The following is a 21803-nucleotide window of genomic DNA, read 5'->3' as shown; positions in this document are numbered from 1 at the left end:
TATAAAGTGTAATCGAGATTAGATATTTTGCAAATATGAGGTGAGAAACAATGGTAGAAAAACGAATCCCGATTCAAGTTGCTGAGGCAGTAGAGCGGGTTATGAAATATGCTAAGCATGGTGAAGTAGAAGAAGTTTCTATTACAGAAAGTTACGGGAGGATTCTTGGAGAGGATGTTGTCTCAGATCACGATGTTCCTCACTTTGATCGTTCTCCTTACGATGGTTTCGCAATTCGAGCAGAAGATACGAAGGAAGCGAGTCAAGAGCAGCCGGTTGAATTTGAAGTAATAGGAGAGATCGGAGCAGGATCTGTTTTTACAGAAGAAGTAGGGGCTTTTCAGGCGGTTCGTATTATGACAGGAGCAGCTATTCCAGAAGATTGCAATGCAGTCGTAATGCTAGAGTTGACGGAAGGATTCGTGAGGAACGAAAGTACATATATGAAGTTAAAACGTCCTTTCCAAAACGGTGACAATGTGTCATTTAAAGGAGAAGATATAAAACAAAATCAAGTCCTTGTTAAGAAAGGTGTTGCAATCAATCCAGGTGTTGCCGCATTATTAGCGACGTTTGGATATAGCACTGTGAAAGTTGTAAAACAGCCTGTTGTCGGTATTGTAACGACAGGAAGTGAATTGCTAGAAGTGCATGAGGCGTTAGAGCCAGGGAAAATTAGAAATAGTAACTCTTATATGATTGCCGCTCAAATTATGAAAGCTGGCGGAAAAGTGCGTTACTATGGACAACTTGCCGATGAGTTAGACGCATGTTTTACAGCCGTTAAATCAGCGATGGATGAGGTTGATATTTTAATTACAACGGGCGGTGTTTCAGTAGGGGATTACGACTATTTACCAGCTATTTATGAAAGGTTACAGGCGAATGTACTCTTTAATAAAATAGCGATGAGGCCGGGGAGTGTAACGACAGTAGCTGAAGTTGATGGAAAGCTACTCTTCGGTTTATCAGGTAATCCGTCAGCTTGCTATGTAGGTTTCGAATTATTTGTGCATCCAATTATGAAAACGTATTTGCATGCGAAGGAGCCTCACATATATAGGGCAGACGCTATTTTGCAAAAAGATTTCCCGAAACCAAATCCGTTTACTCGTTTTGTAAGAGCGAAAGCGAGCATTGTTAATGGGGCACTACAAGTGGCGCCAGTCGGTTTAGATAAATCGAGTGCAGTCTCTTCACTTGCGGATGCAAATGCTTTTATCGTGCTGCCTGGAGGAACGAGAGGGTTTGAAGCAGGAATGAAAGTGTCTGTATTATTGTTAGAATGCTCTGAGGGAAGTGATTGGCCGTGGGCAAAGCCTCTTCAATCTTACAAATAGTAGGGTATCAAAATAGCGGGAAAACAACACTTGTAGAGAAAATGGTACATGCATTAGCTGAAAGAGAAATGAAGGTTGCTACAATTAAACATCATGGTCACGGGGGCTTTCCTGAAGTAGCGCAAAAAGATAGTGAAAGACACCGAAAAGCTGGTGCTGTAGTAAGTAGTGTAGAAGGCGCTGGATTACTATCTCTGTCCTCTTTGCGAGATGAATGGTCCTTGCAAGAAATTATCCGCTTGTACGAATTTTTTGAAGTGGATACGATTTTAATAGAGGGCTATAAAGCTGAGGAATATTCAAAAATAGTGTTACTTCGTTCTGCGGAAGACGCTGAACTTTTACATAAAGTAGAAAATATAGCGGCGATTATTACGTGGTATGATGCTCCGTCAAATGTACGAGAAGAATATAAAGTATTTCATATAACAGAAGAAAAGTTGTATATAGACTGGTTTTTACAAACGGTTAGGAGTGCAAAATGATAAATACGTATTATGAAGTAATTGATACAGAAATCTCGATTGAAGAGGTGGCAAAGAAAGTAGTTCGCCGTGAATGTGGTGCTGTCACAACATTTATAGGAACAGTTAGGGAGTTTACGAAAGGGCGTCGTACACTATACTTAGAGTATGTAGCTTATAAGACGATGGCAGAAAAGATGCTACAGAAAATTGGGTCAGAAGTGAAGGAGAAGTGGCCCGGTACACATGTTGCGATTACGCATCGCATCGGCACGCTGCAAATTTCTGATATAGCGGTTGTTGTTGCTGTGTCAACGCCTCATCGCAAAGAGGCTTATGAAGCGAATGAATATATTATGGAGCGTATTAAGCAAATTGTTCCGATTTGGAAAAAGGAGTTTTGGGAAGATGGTGACTCATGGATTGGTGATCAATTAGAAAAAACACCATATCCAGCAGGAGAGCCTGGGAAGGAGTTATAAATATGATTCGAGTGTTGTTATTTGCGAACTTGCAAGAAGAAGCAGGAACGAGTGAATTACAAATAGAGAAAGAAAATATTACTGTTGCAGAGTTAAAAGATATTGTTGCGAAAGAATATAATGTACCAGTGTCAGCGCCAATTATGGTTGCGATTAATGAAGAGTACGCAAATGAAGAGGATACGATACAATCTGGTGATGTAGTTGCACTAATACCACCAGTAAGCGGTGGTTAATATTGGATTTATTAAAACGACTTTCCTGAATAGGGGAAGTCGTTTTTTTATGGCAGTTTTGAGAACACTAATTTATAGAACAAGGAGGGCATTATGAAATAAAATATGTGTAATGATGACGATGATATGTTCTATCTTTTTCTTTTCTCCAAGCTATTCTTGGGCGAAAGAGTCGAAGGAACAGCTTTTAGAGAGTGCGTTACTTAATAGGTACTATTCAGTTATAAGGCAAGCGACAGAAGATCAATATGAATGTGATTCAGTTATAAATATAAAGCGTCTAGGTAAGAAAGATGAGTTTGTTCCTAGATTTGAAGTAACTCTACAATTTCTTACATTTCAAGGTGCACATAATCCGCCGAATGACAAAGTTACACTTACTTTGGAAGACAATTTAGATCACATAAAGATAAAGAAAGTAGAGCGAGAAAAAAATGTGTCTAGTGCGATTGCAGAAAAAGTTTGCGCATGAGCGAAGGAAAAAATGAAAGCACACTCTAATGGTGTAGAGTGGTAACTGATGACATTTAGTAAAGAAAGGTAATGAGCGATGGATATACTTTTAGCGATTTTACCAGCTATATTTTGGGGGAGTATTGTGCTATTTAACGTGAAACTCGGCGGAGGACCGTATAGTCAAACGCTCGGTACAACATTTGGTGCACTTATTTTCTCGATTGTTGTTTATATTTTTGTGAAGCCAGTATTAACTCCTACTGTTATTGGAGTTGGAATTGTATCAGGTTTATTTTGGGCACTTGGTCAAGCGAATCAATTAAAAAGTATTGATTTAATGGGTGTTTCGAGGACGATGCCAATTTCAACAGGACTTCAATTAGTTGCGACGACTTTATTTGGAGTCATCGTATTTCATGAGTGGTCCACGACAATATCAGTCGTCCTTGGAGTTTTAGCGCTCGTTTGTATTATTATCGGTGTTATTTTAACATCACTTCAAAGTGAAGAAGAAAAGAATGCAGAGCAAGCAGCAAATTTTAAAAGGGGCATTATAATTTTATTAATTTCAACAGTCGGTTATTTAGTTTATGTAGTAGTTATTAGGCTATTTAACGTAGATGGTTGGTCGGCTTTATTACCACAAGCAGTTGGTATGGTGTTAGGAGGCATTTTACTTACGTTTAAACATCATCCATTTAATAAATATGCGATACGAAATATTATTCCAGGATTAATTTGGGCAGCTGGAAATATGTTTTTATTTATTTCACAGCCGCGTGTCGGAGTTGCAACAAGCTTTTCACTATCACAAATGGGAATTATTATTTCGACGCTTGGCGGGATTCTTATATTAGGTGAAAAGAAAACGAAACGTCAATTAACAGGTATCGTTGTTGGTATCGTTTTTATTATCGCAGCCGGAATTATGTTAGGGATTGCAAAAGGATAAGGAGGTATTGAAATGTATAGTGATTTAGAAGGAAAAGTCGTCGTTATTACAGGATCAGCAACTGGTTTAGGTAGAGCGATGGGAGTACGATTTGCTAAGGAGAAAGCGAAAATGGTTATTAACTATCGCTCACGAGAGTCAGAAGCGAATGATGTGTTAGAAGAAATTAAAAGAGTAGGCGGAGAAGCGATTGCTGTAAAAGGTGATGTGACGGCAGAGGCAGATGTTGTGAATCTCATTCAATCTGCTGTGAAAGAGTTTGGTACGCTCGACGTTATGATTAATAATGCAGGGATAGAAAACGCGGTACCGTCGCATGAAATGCCGTTAGAAGATTGGAATAAAGTAATCAATACAAATTTAACAGGCGCTTTTTTAGGAAGTCGTGAAGCGATTAAATATTTTGTGGAACACGACATTAAAGGATCTGTCATTAATATGTCTAGTGTTCATGAGAAAATTCCGTGGCCACTATTCGTGCACTATGCAGCAAGTAAGGGCGGTATTAAACTTATGACAGAAACGTTAGCGTTAGAATATGCGTCAAAAGGTATTCGAGTAAATAATATTGGACCAGGTGCAATTAATACGCCGATTAATGCCGAAAAGTTTGCTGATCCAAAGCAGCGTGCTGATGTAGAAAGTATGATACCAATGGGCTACATTGGAAAACCTGAAGAAATCGCAGCAGTAGCAACTTGGCTCGCTTCATCAGAGGCGAGTTACGTAACTGGAATTACGTTATTTGCAGATGGTGGAATGACTTTATATCCATCGTTTCAAGCTGGGCGTGGATAATATGAAAAGGACAAAGAGCTTCATCTCTTTGTCCTTTTTTGCAAAAAAAAATAGCGGCCAGCTATTTTAAATTTAATGATTAATTGTCTCTTGAAGAAATTCTGTCGCTTGATGTTCAGAAACGTTTTGCACGAGCGCAACTTCGCTAATCATCATTTTGCGTGCATTATCTAGCATTTGTTTTTCGCTCGCATTTAATGCTCTTTCTTTATTACGGCGAAGTAAATCACGAACAACTTCTGCGCTATCTTGCAGATTGCCGTTTTTCATTTTTTCCATATTCATTGTATATCTTTGTTTCCATGAGAGTGAGGGGTCTGATTCCCCATTTTGAAATTCAAGAAGTATATCATCTAACGTACCTTTATCTACGATATAACGAATACCTGATTTTTGTAATTGATCCATCGGAAGCATTACTTGCATATCTTTACTAAGGATGCGTATCACACAATATTGACGCGAAGTACCTAATATTTCTTTCTCTTCAATTGCTTCGATGATCCCTGCACCGTGCATTGGATAAACGATTTTATCACCAATTTGAAACAAATCATCCACCTCCATATGTGGTAACCACTTTTAATGATAATATAAGTTTATAAAAATGTCAAATTTTATATAATACCATATTAGATGTGTTCGAGTCAATATGTAAAAGATCTTTTTTTATGTATTTTTTGTGCTTACTTATTGATGATTTTTTTAGAAAAATAGTACAGGCGCAGAAAGAAGGCATATCCACTTATTTTTAAGCATAAAATATAAAATCGCTAATACAATATACCTAAATCCGTTCTTTGCAAGGGAGGGAGAGAAGGTGGGGCGCACAATTAGAATTGATATTACAAATAAAGTTGTAGCTAAATTTAGGCAAGATTATTTAGAATTATATACGAGTAAGTTTATGATAGGTAAGTTTTATGTCTATACTGAAGATAAACAATATGTGTTAGAAGACGGATATATATATGAAGATGGAAAGTTTTATCGCATCATAGATACGCACCGTGGCAATAAACAAGCGGCGGAGGGCTGCGATCTAGGATGGTGTTAACATGATTCGTGTGAAAGTGTTTGATGAAAGTCATGAAAAAGACTTAGAAGACGCTGTAAATGTATTTTTGAAAAAAATTGATGATGGAAATTTTGTAGATATAAAGTATCAAGTTGGTGTTTCAATTAACGATGATGAAAATCAAATTTATTGTTTTTCAGCAATGATTGTTTATAAAGCATAAAAAGAGCTGGGGAGCCAGCTCTTTTTTATGCTTTATGTTGGGACAACATGTGTCGGTAAAATATTCATAATAGATTGTGTTGCACCTGTTTTCTTTGCCGTTAAAAGAGCTTCTCCTGTTTCATGCCCCTGAGCATCAGTGCACATACCGAGGTGATAACGGTCACCTAAAAATGGATCAATATAAAAACCGTTTTTGAATACTTTATCATTCGGATGTTTTTTATGGTGAATTTCAGAACAGTTAATGCAATAGAACATAGCTTTCATCTCCTTTTTATTTTTGTTTAAAAAAGTGAGTGGGTAGTCATTTCGCTCCTAAGGAAATGTTGAGGAGAAGAGAAATAACTACCTACCCAAATGGTGGGCATACTCCTTCTAGTTTTTCATATCTCATGTATTGTCCCCGAGGGAAGGAGGAGAGACGAAGTACAGATGAGATAAGTTAGGCGCTTCTCTCAATATGGGTGATGGAGTTTCATGTTGAGGGAATTTTCTATTTTTCATTGCCTTTGTGAGTATATTATGAAGGAATGCTGAGAGGGTGTTTGTCCTGTTGAAAAAATGTTGAGAATTTCTCAACAGTGAAAAAGAGCCTTTCTTGACATGTAACCAAAAGGTGTTATATTGTTAATGTAAAACCAAAAGGTGTTATGTTTTAATGCCGAATAAAGGAGATATAAAATGGAACAACAAAATACATTAAATGATATTAAACAAACAATCGTTTTTAACGCGCCTATTCAAAAAGTATGGAATGTAGTATCAACTGCAGAAGGAATTTCGTCATGGTTTATGCCAAATGATTTTGAATTAAAGGTAGGACATGAATTTCATGTGCAATCACCTTTTGGACCATCACCATGTAAAGTGTTAGAGATTGATGAACCAAATCATTTATCTTTCTCATGGGATACAGATGGTTGGATTGTTTCATTTAATTTGAAAGACTTAGGAGATAATAAAACAGAATTTATGTTAATTCACGGCGGCTGGAAACATCCTGATGAAATTCTTTCGAAAGCGAATGCGAAGAGCTCTATTATTCGCGATAGAATGAATGGTGGCTGGGTAGCGATTGTAAATGAAAAACTGAAAAAGGTTGTCGAAGGTTAAGTGTCCTCGTCAGCGGCGAAATATGATGTATTTCAAGCAATTGCTGATCCAACCCGCCGAGAAGTGTTACGGTTATTAAGTGATAAAGAGTTACCAATTTCAAAAATAACGGATCATTTTCCGATGAGCCGTACTGCAGTTGTGAAGCATCTTCATATTCTTTCGGAAGCAAACTTAGTGAGTGGAAGAAAAAACGGAAGAGAAAAGATATATCGTTTGCAGCCAGAGCCGTTAGAAGAATTACAGCAGTGGCTCTCGTATTATGAACGATTTTGGGACAATAAATTGTCCATGCTTAAACATATTGTGGAGAATGAAGAGTAGGTTTTATGAAAAGAGGGTGACCAAAACGGTCACCCTCTTTATTATTGTTCACTTGTTTGTTTAGCTGGCTTTAATAAGAGCCAAGCAATAATTAAAGTTAATACTGCTAATACGAAAGTACTCATATAAATGACGTGTACACTTGCAGCTAATGCGTCTTGAGACTCGGTTGCTACGTTTGCTGTAGCTCCTCCATGTCCGCCAGAAGAAACAAGATCAAGGTTTTTAATGCCACGTGCATGAATCATCGTATTGAAGATCGTTCCGAAGATTGCAGCGCCTAGTGTTTGACTAAATGTATTAATAAATGTGTTTAAACCAACTGCCGTTCCGCGCGTATGAGCCGGTACAGCTGCTTGAATTGTTACCATGTAAATTGGTGTAACAAGCCCCATTCCTAAGCCAAATAATCCGACTGCAACATAAATAAGGAATGATGGTGAATCTGTTGATAATGTAAATAATAAGAAAGTAGCAACTGATAAAATGCTAGCTCCAAGTAAAATAATTTGTTTCGTTTGTAACTTGCCAACTAAGTTACCAGAGAACATAGCACCGAATGTCCACATAACAGGAATCGGCATTAAAATGAGTCCAGCCTCTGTCGCATTTTTTCCTAAAACACCTTGGCTCCAAATTGGAAGATACACTGTAATACTAATAATCATTGCGCCAGCAATAAGAGTTAGTATGTTTATTGTAGATAATGTACGGTTAGAGAAAAGTGCTAGCGGAATTAATGGTTCCGGAGACTTTTTCTCGATGTATAAGAAAATAATGAATGAAACAGCGGCAAAGATTAATAGGCCGATAATTGAAATGTCTCCCCAGTTTTGCTTACTGCTACCTGTTAATAATGCGTATAGTAAAGCAATTGTACTTAATGAGAAGACTGTCGCACCAAGATAGTCGATATGTTGCTTAGCGGTGGACTTAACAGATTCCTTATAAGAAGTGGCAAACATTAAGCAAGCGATAATTCCAAAAGGAACGTTTAAGAAGAAAATATAGCGCCAAGAAAGAGAATCAACTAAAAATCCACCTACTAACGGCCCAATAACACCAGATACACCCCAAACGGCACTCATCCAGCCTTGTGCTTTCGCGCGGTCTTTCGCTTCGCTATATAGGTCTCCAATAATCGTCATTGTGATCGGCATAACAGCACCAGCCCCTATACCTTGAAGAGCACGGAAGAAGATTAATTGTTCCATTGATGTAACGACTCCGCAAAGTGCAGAACCGATTAAGAAGATTGTTGCTCCGATGAGCAGAACTTTTTTACGGCCGAATAAATCAGCTAGCTTTCCGTATATTGGAGTCGAAACAGCTGTTGCAAGCATATAGATTGCATATACCCAACTAACAAGTTCGACGCCTGACAAATCACTCGTTATACGAGGGATCGCTGTACTAACAATCGTTCCTTCTACCGCAGAAAGAAACGTCATTAGCATTAAAGACATCATGACTTTTTTTCTCATTTGTTTTCCCCTTACCCTTTTTCGAATATTCAACAATATAAAATATAAAGGTACTAAGGTATATAAAGCAACAAAAAAGCAATGGGAAGTTAGGAGGAAGGGATATTTTTGAAGAAACGGTCGATATATTTAAAGTATCGCCAATATAATTTCGTGTACTGCTTTGCTATTCCAACATACTAAAAAAAGAAACAGGAGTCCCTGTCTCTTCTTTAATATTGCATTTTCGCATTTTGTCCAGCTGTTGTCCCGGCAATTCGGCCAGTAACAAGGGCAGATGTAATGTTATAGCCGCCAGTATAACCGTGAATATCAAGAACTTCTCCGCAGAAGTATAAACCATTCGTGAATTTTGAAGCCATTTCTTTCGGATTAATTTCTTTAACGGATACCCCTCCACCAGTAACGAATGCTTTTTCAAGTGACTGCGTACCATTTACATGAACGGTAAATTCTTTAAAGTCTTTCACAAGTGCACGAATCTTCTCATGAGAAACTTGTCCAGCTTGTTCGCTACCGTCAATTTCATTTTTTTCTAATAAGAATAGGAAGTAACGTTCAGGAACATAGCCTTTTAAAACATTTTTAATTCCTTTTTTCGGATCTTCTTTCATTTGTTTTAGCATGCGCTGGAACAGTTGCTCACTATTTTCTTCTGGCAATGCATCGATACTCATGTGCACTGTGTTCGTTTTAAACTTTTTCATCGCTTTCACAACGAATTGGCTACAGCGAAGAGCAGCAGGACCAGATAGGCCGAAGTGAGTGAAGAGCATGTCCATTTTATGAGAAATGATAACTTTTCCTTTCGGGTTTAATACACTTAAGTTTACATCTCGTAAAGCAAGACCTTGTAATGTGCGGTCACGAATAAACGGTTCGTTTGAAAGGATTGGTACTTCTGTTGGGAAAAGCTCTGTAATTGTATGCCCAGCTTTTTCAGCCCAAGCGTATCCGTCTCCAGTAGAACCAGTTTGAGGAACAGATTTTCCGCCAACAGCGATAACGACGTGATTCGTTTCTAACACTTCGCCTGTTTGCAGTACGACTGCTTTCGTTTGACCATTTTCATATTCAATCGTTTCAACAGGTGTATTTGTACGGATTTTTACACCTAAATCTTTTAAGCGTGTTAAAAGTGCATCTACTACCGATTGTGCTTTATTTGATACTGGGAACATACGGCCATGGTCTTCTTCTTTCAGCTTTACGCCGAGATTTTCGAAGAATGTAATAATATCTTCATTATTGAAAATAGAAAAAGCACTGTATAAGAAGCGACCATTTCCAGGTATATGTTTAACAATTTCATCAAGTGGTAGACGGTTCGTTACGTTACAACGACCACCACCAGAAATCGCAAGTTTACGTCCTAGTTTATTTCCTTTATCAAGAAGTAAGACGCTTGCGCCTTCTTCAGCAGCACCGATTGCAGCCATTAGCCCTGAAGGACCGCCGCCGATGACAATAACATCATAATGCATAATATATCGACCTCATTTTCTACATTTCCTGCCTAAAAGAATAGCATGTTTTCCCTTAAAAGAAAAATAGAGTGAAGTACTGCTTAAGGGGAGAATTGTGGTACAATACAAAAGTTAGAGTTCAGCACTATCCTGCTATTTATGGGCAATAAGACTACTATCTTAAGATTTAAGAGAAGTAAAGAGGTCCGTAAATGCTTGAATGGTTAGTAGGAGGAGAGTCTCCCGCTAATTATAGTTTCACTTTATGTAGATGTAGGAGGATTTTTGTATGTCCGATTCAAAATTTCTGCGCGGAACGCTTATTGTGACGTTAGGGACATTTTTAGTAAAGTTCTTAGGCATGATTTACGTCTTTCCATTTCATGCATTAGTAGGCACAGAAGGCGGAACGCTCTATACATATGGATACATTCCATATACGATATTTTTAAGTATTGCAACGGCAGGGGTGCCGCTTGCTGTTTCGAAGTTTGTTTCCAAATATAATGCACTTGGAGATTATAAAACGAGTCGGAGAATGTTCCGCTCGGGAATGGTTATGATGATAGTAACAGGAGTTCTTTCCTTCTTAGTACTGTACATGACCGCACCATTATTTGCAGAAGCAATGCTTGGTAAACAAAGTTTACAAAATAAGATAGAAGAAGTTACGACGATTATTCGCCTCGTAAGTTTTGCGCTTATTGTTGTGCCGGCAGCAAGTTTGATTCGTGGTTATTTCCAAGGCCACCAATCGATGGGACCGACTACGGTTTCACAAATTATTGAGCAAATTATTCGTATCGTCTTTTTATTAGCGGGTAGTTTCATCGTTATTAAAGTACTTGGCGGTACAGTAGCAACGGCAGTTGGGGTTGCGACATTTGCTGCGTTCGTTTCAGCAGTTGGAGCACTTGGCGTATTAATTTGGTACTGGTTAAAACGTAAAAAATATTTGGATCAATATTTAATTGAGCAAACTGTACCAGAATCGACGGTAAGTACCGCTCAATTGTTTAAAGAGTTGTTTGCATATGCAATTCCTTACGTTGTAATTGGATTAACAATTCCTTTATATCAACAAATTGATACATTGACATTTAACTCTATTATGCAGGCGATTGGTCAAGGAGATATCGCAGAGCGAGCACTCGGTATTTTCACGATGTGGACGCATAAATTAATTATGATTCCAGTATCACTTGCAACAGCGTTTAGTTTAACGCTCGTGCCAGCGATTACAAAGTCGTTTACTGAAAAGCAATACCGTTATTTGAAATTACAAATTACACAAACATTCCAGGCGAATATGTTTTTAACATTGCCAGCAGTTATTGGTATTTCTACACTTGCATATCCAATTTACACTGCTTTCTACGACTCAGATCCACTAGGTGGACAAGTATTAATGTGGTATGCACCAGTTGCGTTGTTATTTGCTTTATTCACAGTAACAGCGGCGATTCTGCAAGGGATTAATCAACAAAAACATGCGATTGTCGCGCTTGCTATGGGTGTTATTTTGAAATTTGTATGTAACGTAATCTTTATTCGTTATTTCGGTACAGTTGGGGCGATTTTGGCTACTGCAGTCGGCTTCTTAGCTTCCGTATGGTATACGAATAGACAAATCAAAAAACATGCACACTATTCATTTGGTGTTGTATATAAGCGAACATTCCAAATTGGAGTATTAACACTTGTAATGGTTATTGCTGTAAAACTATCACAATGGCTTCTATCCTTCATGATTTCGCCTGATGGCCGTATTGGTGCTCTTATTACAGTTGCGATTTGTGCAGGTATTGGTGGACTTGTTTACGGATTGTTAGCGATTCGCACAGGAGTACTAGAAAGAGTATTTGGCGGAGAAGCTTTAGATAAAATCCAGCGTAAACTTGGTAGTAGATTCAAAATAAAGTTGAAATCAAAAGGGGCGTAAATACGTCCCCTTTTCTATGATAAATAAAGAAGGTGAAGAACATGAGATTAGATAAATTATTAGCGAACATGGGACACGGAAGTAGAAAAGAAGTAAAGAAATTACTGAAAGACGGCGTTGTGAAAATTGATGGAACGCCAGTGAAAGATGCGAAGTTTCATGTGAATGTAGAAGAGCAAGAGGTTATGATTCACGGTGAAGTTGTGGAATATAAAGAGTTTGTTTATTTAATGATGCATAAACCACAAGGTGTTATTTCAGCGACAGAAGATGATAACCACGAAACAGTAATAGATTTATTAGAATTAGAAGATGCGATTTTCGATCCATTCCCTGTTGGAAGGCTCGATATTGATACAGAAGGTTTCTTATTAATCACAAATGATGGGAAGTTAACGCATCAACTATTATCTCCGAAAAAGCATGTGCCGAAAAAATATTATGCACACATTTCAGGCGTTGTAACGGAAGAGGATGTAATAGAATTCTCTAAAGGTGTTATTTTAGAAGATGGCTATGAAACGAAGCCAGGCGAACTTACAATTTTAAAGAGTGATGATATTTCCGAAATTGAGCTTGTTATTACAGAAGGAAAATTCCATCAAGTGAAGCGTATGTTTGAAGCGGTAGGGAAAAAGGTAGTGTATTTAAAGAGAACAGAGATGGGACCTTTAGTGTTAGATGAAGAGTTAGAACTTGGGCAATATCGTGAATTAACAGATGAAGAAGTAGAAATGTTAAAGACGTATCAAGTAGATAACGAAAAGTAACGCCAATTTCAAAGCATAGAAAAGACCCCTTTCTAATGAGTTAGAAAGGGGTATGTATTTATTTACATACAATTATTTTTTTGTTATGAGGTCATTCTCACTTTCTTTCCTGTTGTTGTCCACTTACCGCGGCAGGGGCTATACACGAGTTCATTAAACTGCAACACATTTAGATCACGTTGTATCGTTCGCGGTGTGATCCCGAACTCATCTACAAGGTCTTTCGTCGTTACCGTTCCGTTTTCATTGATGTACATATAAATTGATTTAATGCGTGTTAGCATACGAGTAGTTGTAGGTTTCAAGAGAAAACCACTCCTCTACTAGTTTTTTTGACCCCATTCAGGAAAGAAGGTCGTTACTACCATTGTACTCTACATGATAAAATTCATGCTTTAATCTACTTAAATTTTACAAAAGTTTAACAAATATTCATATAGAAAAATATTGGTAGTTGACATTGTATATATGGTCAGTCAACTAACTCATAAATTTCTACGTAAAACGCCAAATTCCTGCAAATTTTTTTGAGAAAATAAAAGAAAAACTAATAAGAAATATCTGAAATATTACAATTATTCGTCATTAAGTTTTCATGTATGGCATAAGAGATTTTCGTTTGCTATGATGAAAGAGACAATATAGTGAAGGATGGATGCGTGATGTCAACGATTAATTGGACAGAAGAAGTTACAAAACGAAAAGATGATTTAATTCGTGATACACAACAATTTTTACAAATTAAAAGTGTATGGGAAGAAGAATCTGCGAAAGAGGGCGCACCATTTGGTGAAGGTGTAGAAGAAGCTTTATCTTTCATGTTACATAAAGGAGAAGCAGAAGGTTTCACTTCTAAAAATTTAGAAGGATATGCAGGTCATCTTGAAATGGGACAAGGAGAAGAGTTAGTAGGTATTCTTTGTCACGTTGATGTTGTACCAGAAGGAGACGGCTGGACAACTCCTGCGTATAGTGCGGATATTCGTGATGGGAAGATTTTTGCACGTGGTGCAATTGATGATAAAGGGCCGACAATGGCAGCTTATTATGCGATGAAAATCGTTAAAGAATTAGGCTTACCTCTTTCCAAACGTGTTCGTATGATTTTAGGAACAGATGAGGAAAGTAATTGGAAGTGTGTAGATCATTATTTTAAAAATGAAGAAATGCCAACAATCGGTTTTGCGCCGGATGCAGATTTTCCAATTATTAATGCGGAAAAAGGAATTTCTGACATACAAGTTGTGCAAAATGGTAGCGTAGAGAAAGAAGGCACATTTAAGCTTATTTCATTTGAGTCAGGTCGTCGTTTAAATATGGTTCCTGATTTTGCAGAAGCCGTTATTACAGGAGAAAATGTAAATGCACTTACAGTAGCATATGAAGAGTATTTACAAACTGCTAACAAAATAGGTAAAGCAATTGTAGAAGGAAATACGGTGACGTTGCAAATCAAAGGGATTTCAGCTCACGGATCTACTCCGGAAAAGGGAGAAAATGCAGGTTTATTATTGGCAAACTGCTTAACGAAAGTTTCTCTTGATGGAAAAGGGGCTTCATTTGCATCGTTTATAACAGAAACATTTACAGGAGATATTATTGGAGAGAAAGCTGGTATTTCTTATAAAGACGATATTAGTGGCCCGTTAACAGTGAATGTTGGTCGCCTGTCTTATTCGCAAGAAAACGGTGGTAATTTAGGATTAAATGTACGCTATCCAGTTACAACTAATTTTGAAGAAATGATTGCAAAGTTAAAAGAATATGTTGGTACTCATGGGTTTGAAGTAGCGGATTATTCTAACTCTCGCCCGCATCACGTTGACAAAGATCATACGTTAATTCGTACTTTGCAACGTGTATATGAAGAACAAACTGGTGAAAAAGCTGAATTGTTAGCAATTGGCGGTGGTACTTATGCTCGTTCATTGAAAGCTGGCGTTGCGTTTGGCCCGTTATTCCCAGGAAAAGAAGAACTTGCGCATCAAAAAGACGAGTACATTGAAATTGAAGATTTATTAAAAGCAACAGCGATTTATGCGCAAGCAATTCATGAATTAGCGAAATAATGAGAGGCCGTCCCAAAAGGTTTTTTGGGACGGTTTTCTGTTAGGAATAGGTTGCTTTTATTGTCGTATTTTGTTATTAAGTCGATATTTCTTGTCGAAACGTTAATATAATTTCATTTACTATTGCGATCTTAACTAAGAAGAAAATAAATCTATTCAAAGGTTAGACTTTTTGGATGGTTCGCTTCTTTTTAGCTGAATGAGATAAGAAAGAAAAGCAACAATAACATAAAGGAGACGATGTAGATGGTGCCGCATTATTTTGTCGCAGTAACTTTACCACGTCATATAAAAGAAAGTCTTTCTAATTATAAAGAGGAAATGAAGGATGAATTACCATTTCGCTCGTGGGTACATGAAGAAGACTATCATATTACACTTTCATTTTTAGGAAGCGCGACAGAGGAACAATTAGAAGGAATAAAGAATGGATTACAAACACTTACAGAAACAAAAGAACTATCGTTTACGTTACAAGGATTTTCAACGTTTGGCCTAGAAGACAAGCCGCGTATTTTTTGGGCGAAGGTAAGTGAAAATCCTGATTTGGTTCAGTTGCAAAAACAAGTGCATATAATTTGTGAAGAAAATGGATTCTCTCTAGAGACACGTCCTTATCATCCACATATTACTGTTGCGCGTAAATGGGCAGGAGACAAAGTATTTGATCTGACAAATGTAAAAGATTTACCTGTAACATCATTTCAAGCAGATACGATTACTTTGTATGAATCCCACGTTAAGGAAACGCCAAAGTATAGACCAGTTGCCGAAATAAAATTTTAAAAATAGAATGTATGAAAACGTTTTTTATACAGGTGAATATACTATAGGGAATAATGTGTTACTGTATAGAGCTTCGCTGATAAGAAAAGCCTTGTCATTTGCAGCTCGTTTCATTTTAATTTTGAGAATGATGGTGATTTTTTATGTTGAAAGTAAAACGTCCATTTGATGCCTATTTAGATGAAATGAATAAAATTACAATTTTGCTCCCGCATGCGTATGGAACAAGCCGGACATTTCGTTTACAAGAAGGAAGCAATGTGAAAGAGTTACCGATTGTTCATACTATTGCTCTTCCAGATGCAACGAAGTATGAATGTTTTATAGAAGAGCCGCTAGATGTGGGGAAGTATTATACAGTACGTGATGAACGGAATGAAGAAACAGATTTACAAATAGGCGCTGTGATTCGAACAGTAATTTTCGATGAAAAATATTATTACGAAGGTACCGACTTAGGTGCTGTGTATAAAAAAGAAGAAACAATATTTAAAGTATGGGCTCCGACTGCAAGGCTTGCGAAAGTACGGATTTATAAAAGTGATAAAGAATATATTGATTATGAAATGAACAGAGAAGGAAACGGAGTGTGGACTCATACATTACAAGGTGATCATGATGGAGCACGATATACATTCCTTGTTTGTATTAATTTAATATGGAACGAAGCGGTTGACCCTTATGCAAAGTCTGCGACTATAAATGGAAAACACGGCGTTGTTATCGATTTGGAAAAAACGAATGTGACAAAACGAGTAGAACTATCACCATTACAGTCAATGACAGATGCGATATTGTATGAACTGCATATTCGTGACGCTACTATTCATCCAAACAGTGGAGTGAATAAAAAGGGAACATATAAAGGATTGATGGAAGAAGAGACAATGGGGCGAAATGGGACATTAACAGGATTGTCTCATATAAAAGATTTAGGCGTTACACATGTTGAACTATTACCTTTACATTGTTTTGGTGGTATAGATGAAGTGAATCCTGCTTCCGCATATAATTGGGGCTATAATCCGTTATATTACAATATACCGACGGGATTTTATGTTACAAACCTTTCTGATCCGTATAACAGGATAGTAGAGTGTAAACAACTAATTGAAACATTTCATGATCACGGCATTCGAGTGATTATAGATGTTGTATATAATCATGTTTATGAAAGAGAATTATCATCATTTGAGAAGCTTGTCCCGGGATATTATTTTCGTCATGGGGAAGATGGTATGCCTTCTAATGGGACGGGAGTTGGAAATGATATAGCATCTGAACGGAAAATGATGAGGAAATTTATTATAGAATCTGTTTTATATTGGCTTACTGAATACAATGTTGATGGATTCCGATTTGATTTAATGGGAATTTTAGATGTTGAAACGATGAATGCGTTAGAAAAAGAAGTACGAAAAATAAAGCAGGATGCGCTGTTATTAGGTGAAGGATGGGATTTACAAACACCGCTTCCTCTTGAAGAGAAAGCGACGTTAAATAATGCGAATAAAATGCCATGTATCGCACAGTTTAATGATCAATTTCGTGATGGAATAAAAGGAAGTACTTTTAATATAAATAAACGTGGCTTTGCATTTGGTGGGCATGTAGACTGTAATCATTTGCAGTATATAGTAGCTGGTAGTCTTTTAAGTATAAAAGAGACAGGATTGTTCCTAGAGCCAGTACAAAGCATCAACTATGTAGAATGTCATGACAATATGACGATGTGGGATAAACTAGTGCAAAGTAATCCAGAATCAGAAGAAATTTTGAAAAGGCGTCATCGTTTAGCGACTGCAATGGTTATTCTTTCACAAGGGATTCCTTTTTTACATGCGGGGCAAGAGTTTTATCGTACGAAGCAAGGAAATGAAAATAGTTATAATGCAAATGATGAAATCAATCGATTAGATTGGGATCAAAAAGAAAAAGAGATGGAGACGGTTAACTATATAAAAGGTTTAATTGCGGTTCGGAAGGAGCATGGGGCATTCCGATTAAAAAGCGCTGACCTTATAAAGAAGCATATGACTTTTTTGAAAATATCAAAAGAAACACTTGTATACCATTTGCGAAATGTAGAATCTTTCGGACCATGGAAAGAGATTGTAGTGCTATTCAATAGTGGTTTGCAAAATGAAATAGTTCAGCTCCCAAAAGAAGAAACGTGGTATGTATTAGTAAACGAAAAGCAAGCAAAAACACAGCCAATTTCTTCATTTAGAGGAAAGGAACTTCAACTGGCTCCAACTAGCACGTATATATTGACGATAATGTGACAAATCGCTACTTGACGATGAGAATGTAATAAATGTAGAATTGACAAAGGTGACGATTTTGATAAGTTGTCATTCTATGAGTGATTTTGTAAAATAAACTAGAAGAACAGGCGATTTATCCTGTTTTCGGCTTATGCCAAGTTTTTTCATTCAAATACAGTAAAATATATGAATCCACAACATGTGTAGAAATGTTGCGGTTTTTCTTTTCATAACTATAAAAGATAAGGATTTGTTAACGGGTAATGAATATGGAATGGTTGGAACAATTATTAGGAAAAGAGTGGAGTCTTATACCGGCTGGTGGAGTAACGGGCGATGCATATATTGCGCAAAACGGACAACAAAAGTTATTTTTAAAGCGGAATACATCGCCCTTTTTAGCGGTATTGTCAGCAGAAGGAATTGTTCCAAAATTACTTTGGACAAGAAGGGTAACGAACGGTGATGTAATTTCTGCTCAAAAATGGCTTCCGGGACAGAAGTTAGAGCAAGAGGATATGAAACTAGAACGTGTTGCGAAACTTTTGAAGAAAATACACTCCTCTAAAGCGCTTGTGCAGATGATTCAAAGGCTAGGAAAGCAGCCGCTTCATGCGCAAGAGTTATTACAACAATTACAGCTCGTTTTAAGAGGAGATATAAGAGTTGATGAAACAATTCAGCAAGGTCTTCAATATTTAACAGAGTCATTAAAAGATATTGAGTACGATGAATTCGTTGTATGCCATTGTGATGTAAACCATAACAATTGGATATTGTCGGATGAAGATGAATTGTTTTTAATTGATTGGGATGGAGCTGTTATTGCTGACCCAGCTTTAGACCTTGGTATGTTATTATATTGGTATGTTCCGCGTCATGAATGGAGTGAGTGGCTCGGATATTATGATGTTGAACTAGATGAATCATTACTTAGGCGTATGAGATGGTATGTGATAGCACAAACGATTTTATCTATTCAATGGCACACAACAAAAAAGCAGCAAGCAGAAGCTAAATATTGGCATCAATATTTACAGCAACTACTTGCTTCAGAATAATACTTAAGAAAAATTGTCCATTCCAGCAATCCACTGAGTAAGTTGTTCTTGATTATTGGAAATATGGTTGTCCAAATTAGAGGAAGATTTACCCGATTGACTATAAGAATATACATCGTTTAGCATTGCTTTAGCGTCACTACTTATACTATCGTTTGCGAGTAACGATTGAATGAGGCGCTCTAATTGCTCGCATTCAGAAACTGTCCCGCAGCAATCACTTTGATGGTTGACTAAAATATCTTTTAACACTTCTAATTGATGCTGTTGATTAATTGGCATGAACGGATCATCCTTTCGAGTGTTTTTCTCTCACTAGAAATGTAAGAGAAAAAGCTGTTTCGTCATGGAATGTTTAATGCTTTATGTAGTTTTTATCAAAATGGTACATCTTATACTTGAAAGAAACGGACCGAGTGCTCGTACGTACTTGGTTTTTTGTTTGATAGATTGATTAAAACAGAAAGAAGGAATTTTTCCTTTAAAATAGTTTTGTAAAGAGAGGGAGACATCTATGCGTTTAAGACATAAGCCTTATGCAATGGATCGAATTAATGAGTATTCACATATAGTAATTGGGAACCCAGAGGAGCGCGCTGGTAGCTGGAAAGAAGTATTTGGAAATGAACAGCCAATTCATATTGAAGTAGGTACAGGACGTGGCCGCTTTATGTATGATATGGCAAAAGCAAATCCGCATATAAACTATATTGGAATTGAAAAATTCACAAGTGTTGTTGTAGATGCACTTGATAAATTAATTGAAGAAGAAGTACCGAACTTAAAGTTAATTAATAAAGATGCTGAAGATTTAACAGTTTTCTTTGCGAAAGGTGAAATTGACCGCGTTTATTTAAACTTCTCAGATCCATGGCCGAAGAATCGTCATACGAAGCGTCGTTTAACGTATAAAACATTTTTACGCAATTATGAAGAAGTGTTAGTAGATGGCGGAGAAATTCATTTCAAAACTGATAACCAAGGCTTATTTGAGTATTCTCTTATGAGTATGGCTGAGTATGGTATGTTATTAACTTACCTTAGCCTAGATCTTCATAATAGTGATTATGAAGGAAATATTATGACAGAATACGAAGAGAAATTCTCTAGTAAAGGTCATCGTATTTACCGAGTTGAAGCAAAATACCGTACGGAGCCTATGCAGTAATGCATAGGTTTTTTATACGAAAAATAATCGGAATATTATGTTAAAATTAAATAGAAAAGGGGGATGGGATATGGAACAGTTACAAATTGGAAATATAAAAGTGACGTGGCTAAAAGGTGGGAATACACATTTAGATGGAGGCGCAATGTTTGGAGTTGTGCCAAAAGTACTTTGGTCACGCAAATATAAACACAATGATACAAATCATATTTATTTACGAACAGATCCGTTACTTTTACAAACGAAAGAAGGAAACATGCTGATTGATTCAGGGATAGGGAACGGTAAATTGAATGAGAAAATGAAGCGGAATCAAGGTGTAACAGAAGAATCGTCCGTTTATGAATCATTAGAAAAACTAGGATTAAAGCCGGAAGATATTCATTATGTTTTAATGACGCACCTTCATTTTGATCATGCATCGGGTTTAACAAAATGGAAAGATGATCACTTTGTACCGGCGTTTCCGAATGCGAAAGTTTACGTAAGTGAACCAGAGTGGAATGAAATGAGGAACCCAAATATTAGATCACGTAATACATATTGGAAGGAAAATTGGGAGCCGATTGTAGATAAAGTTGTTACGTTCCAAAAAGAAATAGAAATTACGGATGAAATAAAAATGGCACATACGGGTGGCCATAGTGATGGACATGCAGTTATCGCTTTGGAAAGTCAAGGTGAAGCGATGCTTCATTTAGCAGATCTCTTGCCAACGCATGCGCATCAAAATGTATTATGGGTAATGGCGTATGATGATTATCCGATGACATCAATTGAAAATAAGCAAAAGTGGATGAAGTATGGTGCTGAAAAAGAGGCGTGGTTTACTTTTTATCATGATGCATATTACCGTGCAGTAAAGTGGAATGAGGAAGGGCATATAGTGGAAAAGATAGAGAGAAAAACGATTGTAGAAGCTTAAAAAAGCTAGTAATTACTAGCTTTTTTTATGCTGCTATAACTTCTAAAACAGTGCCTGTTTTAGCATCAACTAAAAATTCAAACCGTTCTTGTATTTCATCTAACATCGTTGTAAGACCGCCGCGATAAACTTCGTACGCGACATCATATTTTTCAAATGTCTCTGGAACCATATGTACCCAAGAGCCAGTAATTTCACCTTTATGACTTAATGCTTGTTTCACCATTTTCAATGCTTTTTCTGAAGAAATATGGGATTGTTCTTGTACTTTGTTTGCAACGAAATAACCAGCTGCAAACCCAACGCCAAGACCTGCTACTAAACCTTTCCAGCTCATATATTCACCTCAATTCTGTAAAATAAAAATAGTGTACCAATAATAATTATAATGCAAATGCAACTAAAAAAGAAGAAACTAGAAACATTTCGAAAATTTCGTTACAATAAAAGAGGTATT

At 36.9% G+C, this 21803-nt stretch carries 26 protein-coding genes; 19 read left to right on the top strand and 7 right to left on the bottom strand.

What is annotated here, in order from left to right; translation table 11 throughout:
• The first annotated feature begins 50 nt into the window (after positions 1–50).
• The 7 genes from glp (at position 51) to BWGOE10_RS23520 (ending at position 4728) form a co-directional block, all read left to right on the top strand.
• Complete coding sequence (glp, locus tag BWGOE10_RS23550; protein ID WP_070145181.1) at positions 51–1340, top strand: gephyrin-like molybdotransferase Glp; 1290 nt, start codon at positions 51–53, stop codon at positions 1338–1340.
• On the top strand, positions 1304–1825 hold the full coding sequence (mobB, locus tag BWGOE10_RS23545; protein WP_070145180.1) for a molybdopterin-guanine dinucleotide biosynthesis protein B: 522 nt from the start codon (positions 1304–1306) through the stop codon (positions 1823–1825). Before glp ends, mobB begins: the two co-directional genes overlap by 37 nt.
• The gene (moaE, locus tag BWGOE10_RS23540) at positions 1822–2286 is read left to right on the top strand and encodes a molybdopterin synthase catalytic subunit MoaE (RefSeq protein WP_002112357.1); all 465 of its coding nucleotides are present in this window, start codon (positions 1822–1824) and stop codon (positions 2284–2286) included. Before mobB ends, moaE begins: the two co-directional genes overlap by 4 nt.
• Positions 2287–2288: 2 nt before the next feature.
• Positions 2289–2522 carry a molybdopterin converting factor subunit 1 gene (gene moaD, locus BWGOE10_RS23535; RefSeq protein WP_070145179.1) on the top strand — a complete coding sequence of 78 codons (234 nt, stop codon included), beginning with the start codon at positions 2289–2291 and terminating at the stop codon, positions 2520–2522.
• Positions 2523–2634: 112 nt separating this feature from the next.
• Positions 2635–2994 (top strand): DUF3888 domain-containing protein, encoded by a 360-nt coding sequence (locus BWGOE10_RS23530; protein ID WP_070145178.1) that lies wholly within the window; start codon positions 2635–2637, stop codon positions 2992–2994.
• Positions 2995–3072: 78 nt separating this feature from the next.
• Positions 3073–3930 carry a glucose uptake protein GlcU gene (glcU, locus tag BWGOE10_RS23525; protein WP_070145177.1) on the top strand — a complete coding sequence of 286 codons (858 nt, stop codon included), beginning with the start codon at positions 3073–3075 and terminating at the stop codon, positions 3928–3930.
• A gap of 12 nt (positions 3931–3942) precedes the next feature.
• Positions 3943–4728, top strand: coding sequence for a glucose 1-dehydrogenase (locus BWGOE10_RS23520; protein ID WP_070145176.1), 786 nt, complete (start codon positions 3943–3945; stop codon positions 4726–4728).
• 72 nt (positions 4729–4800) lie between these two features.
• Here the strand turns inward: BWGOE10_RS23520 and BWGOE10_RS23515 are convergent, their stop codons facing one another.
• Complete coding sequence (locus tag BWGOE10_RS23515; RefSeq protein WP_098786456.1) at positions 4801–5295, bottom strand: CarD family transcriptional regulator; 495 nt, start codon at positions 5293–5295, stop codon at positions 4801–4803.
• A 253-nt stretch (positions 5296–5548) separates the two neighbouring features.
• On the opposite strand from BWGOE10_RS23515, the gene BWGOE10_RS23510 reads away from it, so the two are divergent.
• The gene (locus tag BWGOE10_RS23510; RefSeq protein WP_002089059.1) at positions 5549–5785 is read left to right on the top strand and encodes a DUF2553 family protein; all 237 of its coding nucleotides are present in this window, start codon (positions 5549–5551) and stop codon (positions 5783–5785) included.
• 1 nt (position 5786) lies between these two features.
• Entirely contained in the window at positions 5787–5969 is a 183-nt protein-coding gene (locus BWGOE10_RS23505) for a sporulation protein Cse60 (protein ID WP_000621746.1), read from the top strand.
• A gap of 32 nt (positions 5970–6001) precedes the next feature.
• Here the strand turns inward: BWGOE10_RS23505 and BWGOE10_RS23500 are convergent, their stop codons facing one another.
• On the bottom strand, positions 6002–6229 hold the full coding sequence (locus tag BWGOE10_RS23500) for a DUF3973 domain-containing protein (protein WP_070145175.1): 228 nt from the start codon (positions 6227–6229) through the stop codon (positions 6002–6004).
• Positions 6230–6652: 423 nt separating this feature from the next.
• Here BWGOE10_RS23500 and BWGOE10_RS23495 point away from each other — a divergent pair, with 423 nt between their 5' ends.
• Both BWGOE10_RS23495 and BWGOE10_RS23490 read left to right on the top strand, forming a co-directional pair.
• Positions 6653–7084 (top strand): SRPBCC family protein, encoded by a 432-nt coding sequence (locus BWGOE10_RS23495; protein ID WP_070145174.1) that lies wholly within the window; start codon positions 6653–6655, stop codon positions 7082–7084.
• Complete coding sequence (locus BWGOE10_RS23490; protein WP_070145173.1) at positions 7085–7408, top strand: ArsR/SmtB family transcription factor; 324 nt, start codon at positions 7085–7087, stop codon at positions 7406–7408.
• Positions 7409–7449: 41 nt separating this feature from the next.
• Here BWGOE10_RS23490 and BWGOE10_RS23485 read toward each other — a convergent pair whose 3' ends face one another.
• Together BWGOE10_RS23485 and BWGOE10_RS23480 are read right to left on the bottom strand one after the other, a co-directional pair.
• Positions 7450–8892: an MDR family MFS transporter gene (locus BWGOE10_RS23485; RefSeq protein ID WP_070145172.1), complete on the bottom strand. Its 1443-nt coding sequence runs from the start codon at positions 8890–8892 to the stop codon at positions 7450–7452.
• A 212-nt stretch (positions 8893–9104) separates the two neighbouring features.
• Positions 9105–10376 carry an NAD(P)/FAD-dependent oxidoreductase gene (locus BWGOE10_RS23480; RefSeq protein WP_070145171.1) on the bottom strand — a complete coding sequence of 424 codons (1272 nt, stop codon included), beginning with the start codon at positions 10374–10376 and terminating at the stop codon, positions 9105–9107.
• A 271-nt stretch (positions 10377–10647) separates the two neighbouring features.
• Here BWGOE10_RS23480 and BWGOE10_RS23475 point away from each other — a divergent pair, with 271 nt between their 5' ends.
• Both BWGOE10_RS23475 and BWGOE10_RS23470 read left to right on the top strand, forming a co-directional pair.
• Positions 10648–12300 (top strand): polysaccharide biosynthesis protein, encoded by a 1653-nt coding sequence (locus BWGOE10_RS23475; RefSeq protein WP_070145170.1) that lies wholly within the window; start codon positions 10648–10650, stop codon positions 12298–12300.
• A 41-nt stretch (positions 12301–12341) separates the two neighbouring features.
• The gene (locus BWGOE10_RS23470) at positions 12342–13070 is read left to right on the top strand and encodes a pseudouridine synthase (protein WP_070145169.1); all 729 of its coding nucleotides are present in this window, start codon (positions 12342–12344) and stop codon (positions 13068–13070) included.
• 83 nt (positions 13071–13153) lie between these two features.
• Here BWGOE10_RS23470 and BWGOE10_RS23465 read toward each other — a convergent pair whose 3' ends face one another.
• On the bottom strand, positions 13154–13375 hold the full coding sequence (locus tag BWGOE10_RS23465; protein WP_000805512.1) for a DeoR family transcriptional regulator: 222 nt from the start codon (positions 13373–13375) through the stop codon (positions 13154–13156).
• A gap of 357 nt (positions 13376–13732) precedes the next feature.
• Between BWGOE10_RS23465 and pepV the strand changes: the two genes are divergently transcribed.
• From pepV to BWGOE10_RS23445, 4 genes are all read left to right on the top strand, one after another.
• On the top strand, positions 13733–15139 hold the full coding sequence (gene pepV, locus BWGOE10_RS23460; protein WP_070145168.1) for a dipeptidase PepV: 1407 nt from the start codon (positions 13733–13735) through the stop codon (positions 15137–15139).
• Positions 15140–15385: 246 nt separating this feature from the next.
• Positions 15386–15925, top strand: a complete 540-nt coding sequence (thpR, locus tag BWGOE10_RS23455; RefSeq protein WP_070145167.1) for an RNA 2',3'-cyclic phosphodiesterase — start codon at positions 15386–15388, stop codon at positions 15923–15925.
• A gap of 143 nt (positions 15926–16068) precedes the next feature.
• Positions 16069–18210 carry a type I pullulanase gene (gene pulA / locus BWGOE10_RS23450; RefSeq protein ID WP_070145166.1) on the top strand — a complete coding sequence of 714 codons (2142 nt, stop codon included), beginning with the start codon at positions 16069–16071 and terminating at the stop codon, positions 18208–18210.
• 245 nt (positions 18211–18455) lie between these two features.
• Positions 18456–19253: a phosphotransferase family protein gene (locus BWGOE10_RS23445; RefSeq protein ID WP_070145165.1), complete on the top strand. Its 798-nt coding sequence runs from the start codon at positions 18456–18458 to the stop codon at positions 19251–19253.
• Positions 19254–19256: 3 nt separating this feature from the next.
• Here BWGOE10_RS23445 and BWGOE10_RS23440 read toward each other — a convergent pair whose 3' ends face one another.
• A complete protein-coding gene (locus BWGOE10_RS23440; protein ID WP_001122236.1) occupies positions 19257–19535 on the bottom strand; it encodes a YtzH-like family protein in 279 nt (92 codons plus the stop codon).
• 232 nt (positions 19536–19767) lie between these two features.
• On the opposite strand from BWGOE10_RS23440, the gene trmB reads away from it, so the two are divergent.
• Entirely contained in the window at positions 19768–20421 is a 654-nt protein-coding gene (gene trmB / locus BWGOE10_RS23435; RefSeq protein ID WP_070145164.1) for a tRNA (guanosine(46)-N7)-methyltransferase TrmB, read from the top strand.
• A 70-nt stretch (positions 20422–20491) separates the two neighbouring features.
• Positions 20492–21346, top strand: coding sequence for a YtnP family quorum-quenching lactonase (locus BWGOE10_RS23430; protein WP_070145163.1), 855 nt, complete (start codon positions 20492–20494; stop codon positions 21344–21346).
• A gap of 25 nt (positions 21347–21371) precedes the next feature.
• On the opposite strand, the gene BWGOE10_RS23425 is transcribed toward BWGOE10_RS23430, so the two are convergent.
• Positions 21372–21683 (bottom strand): PepSY domain-containing protein, encoded by a 312-nt coding sequence (locus BWGOE10_RS23425; RefSeq protein WP_070145162.1) that lies wholly within the window; start codon positions 21681–21683, stop codon positions 21372–21374.
• Positions 21684–21803 lie beyond the last annotated feature (120 nt).

The sequence above is a fragment of the Bacillus mycoides genome, assembly GCF_001757995.1.
Lineage (GTDB): Bacteria > Bacillota > Bacilli > Bacillales > Bacillaceae_G > Bacillus_A > Bacillus_A mycoides_B.
This window is presented reverse-complemented; position numbering and strand designations above follow the sequence as displayed.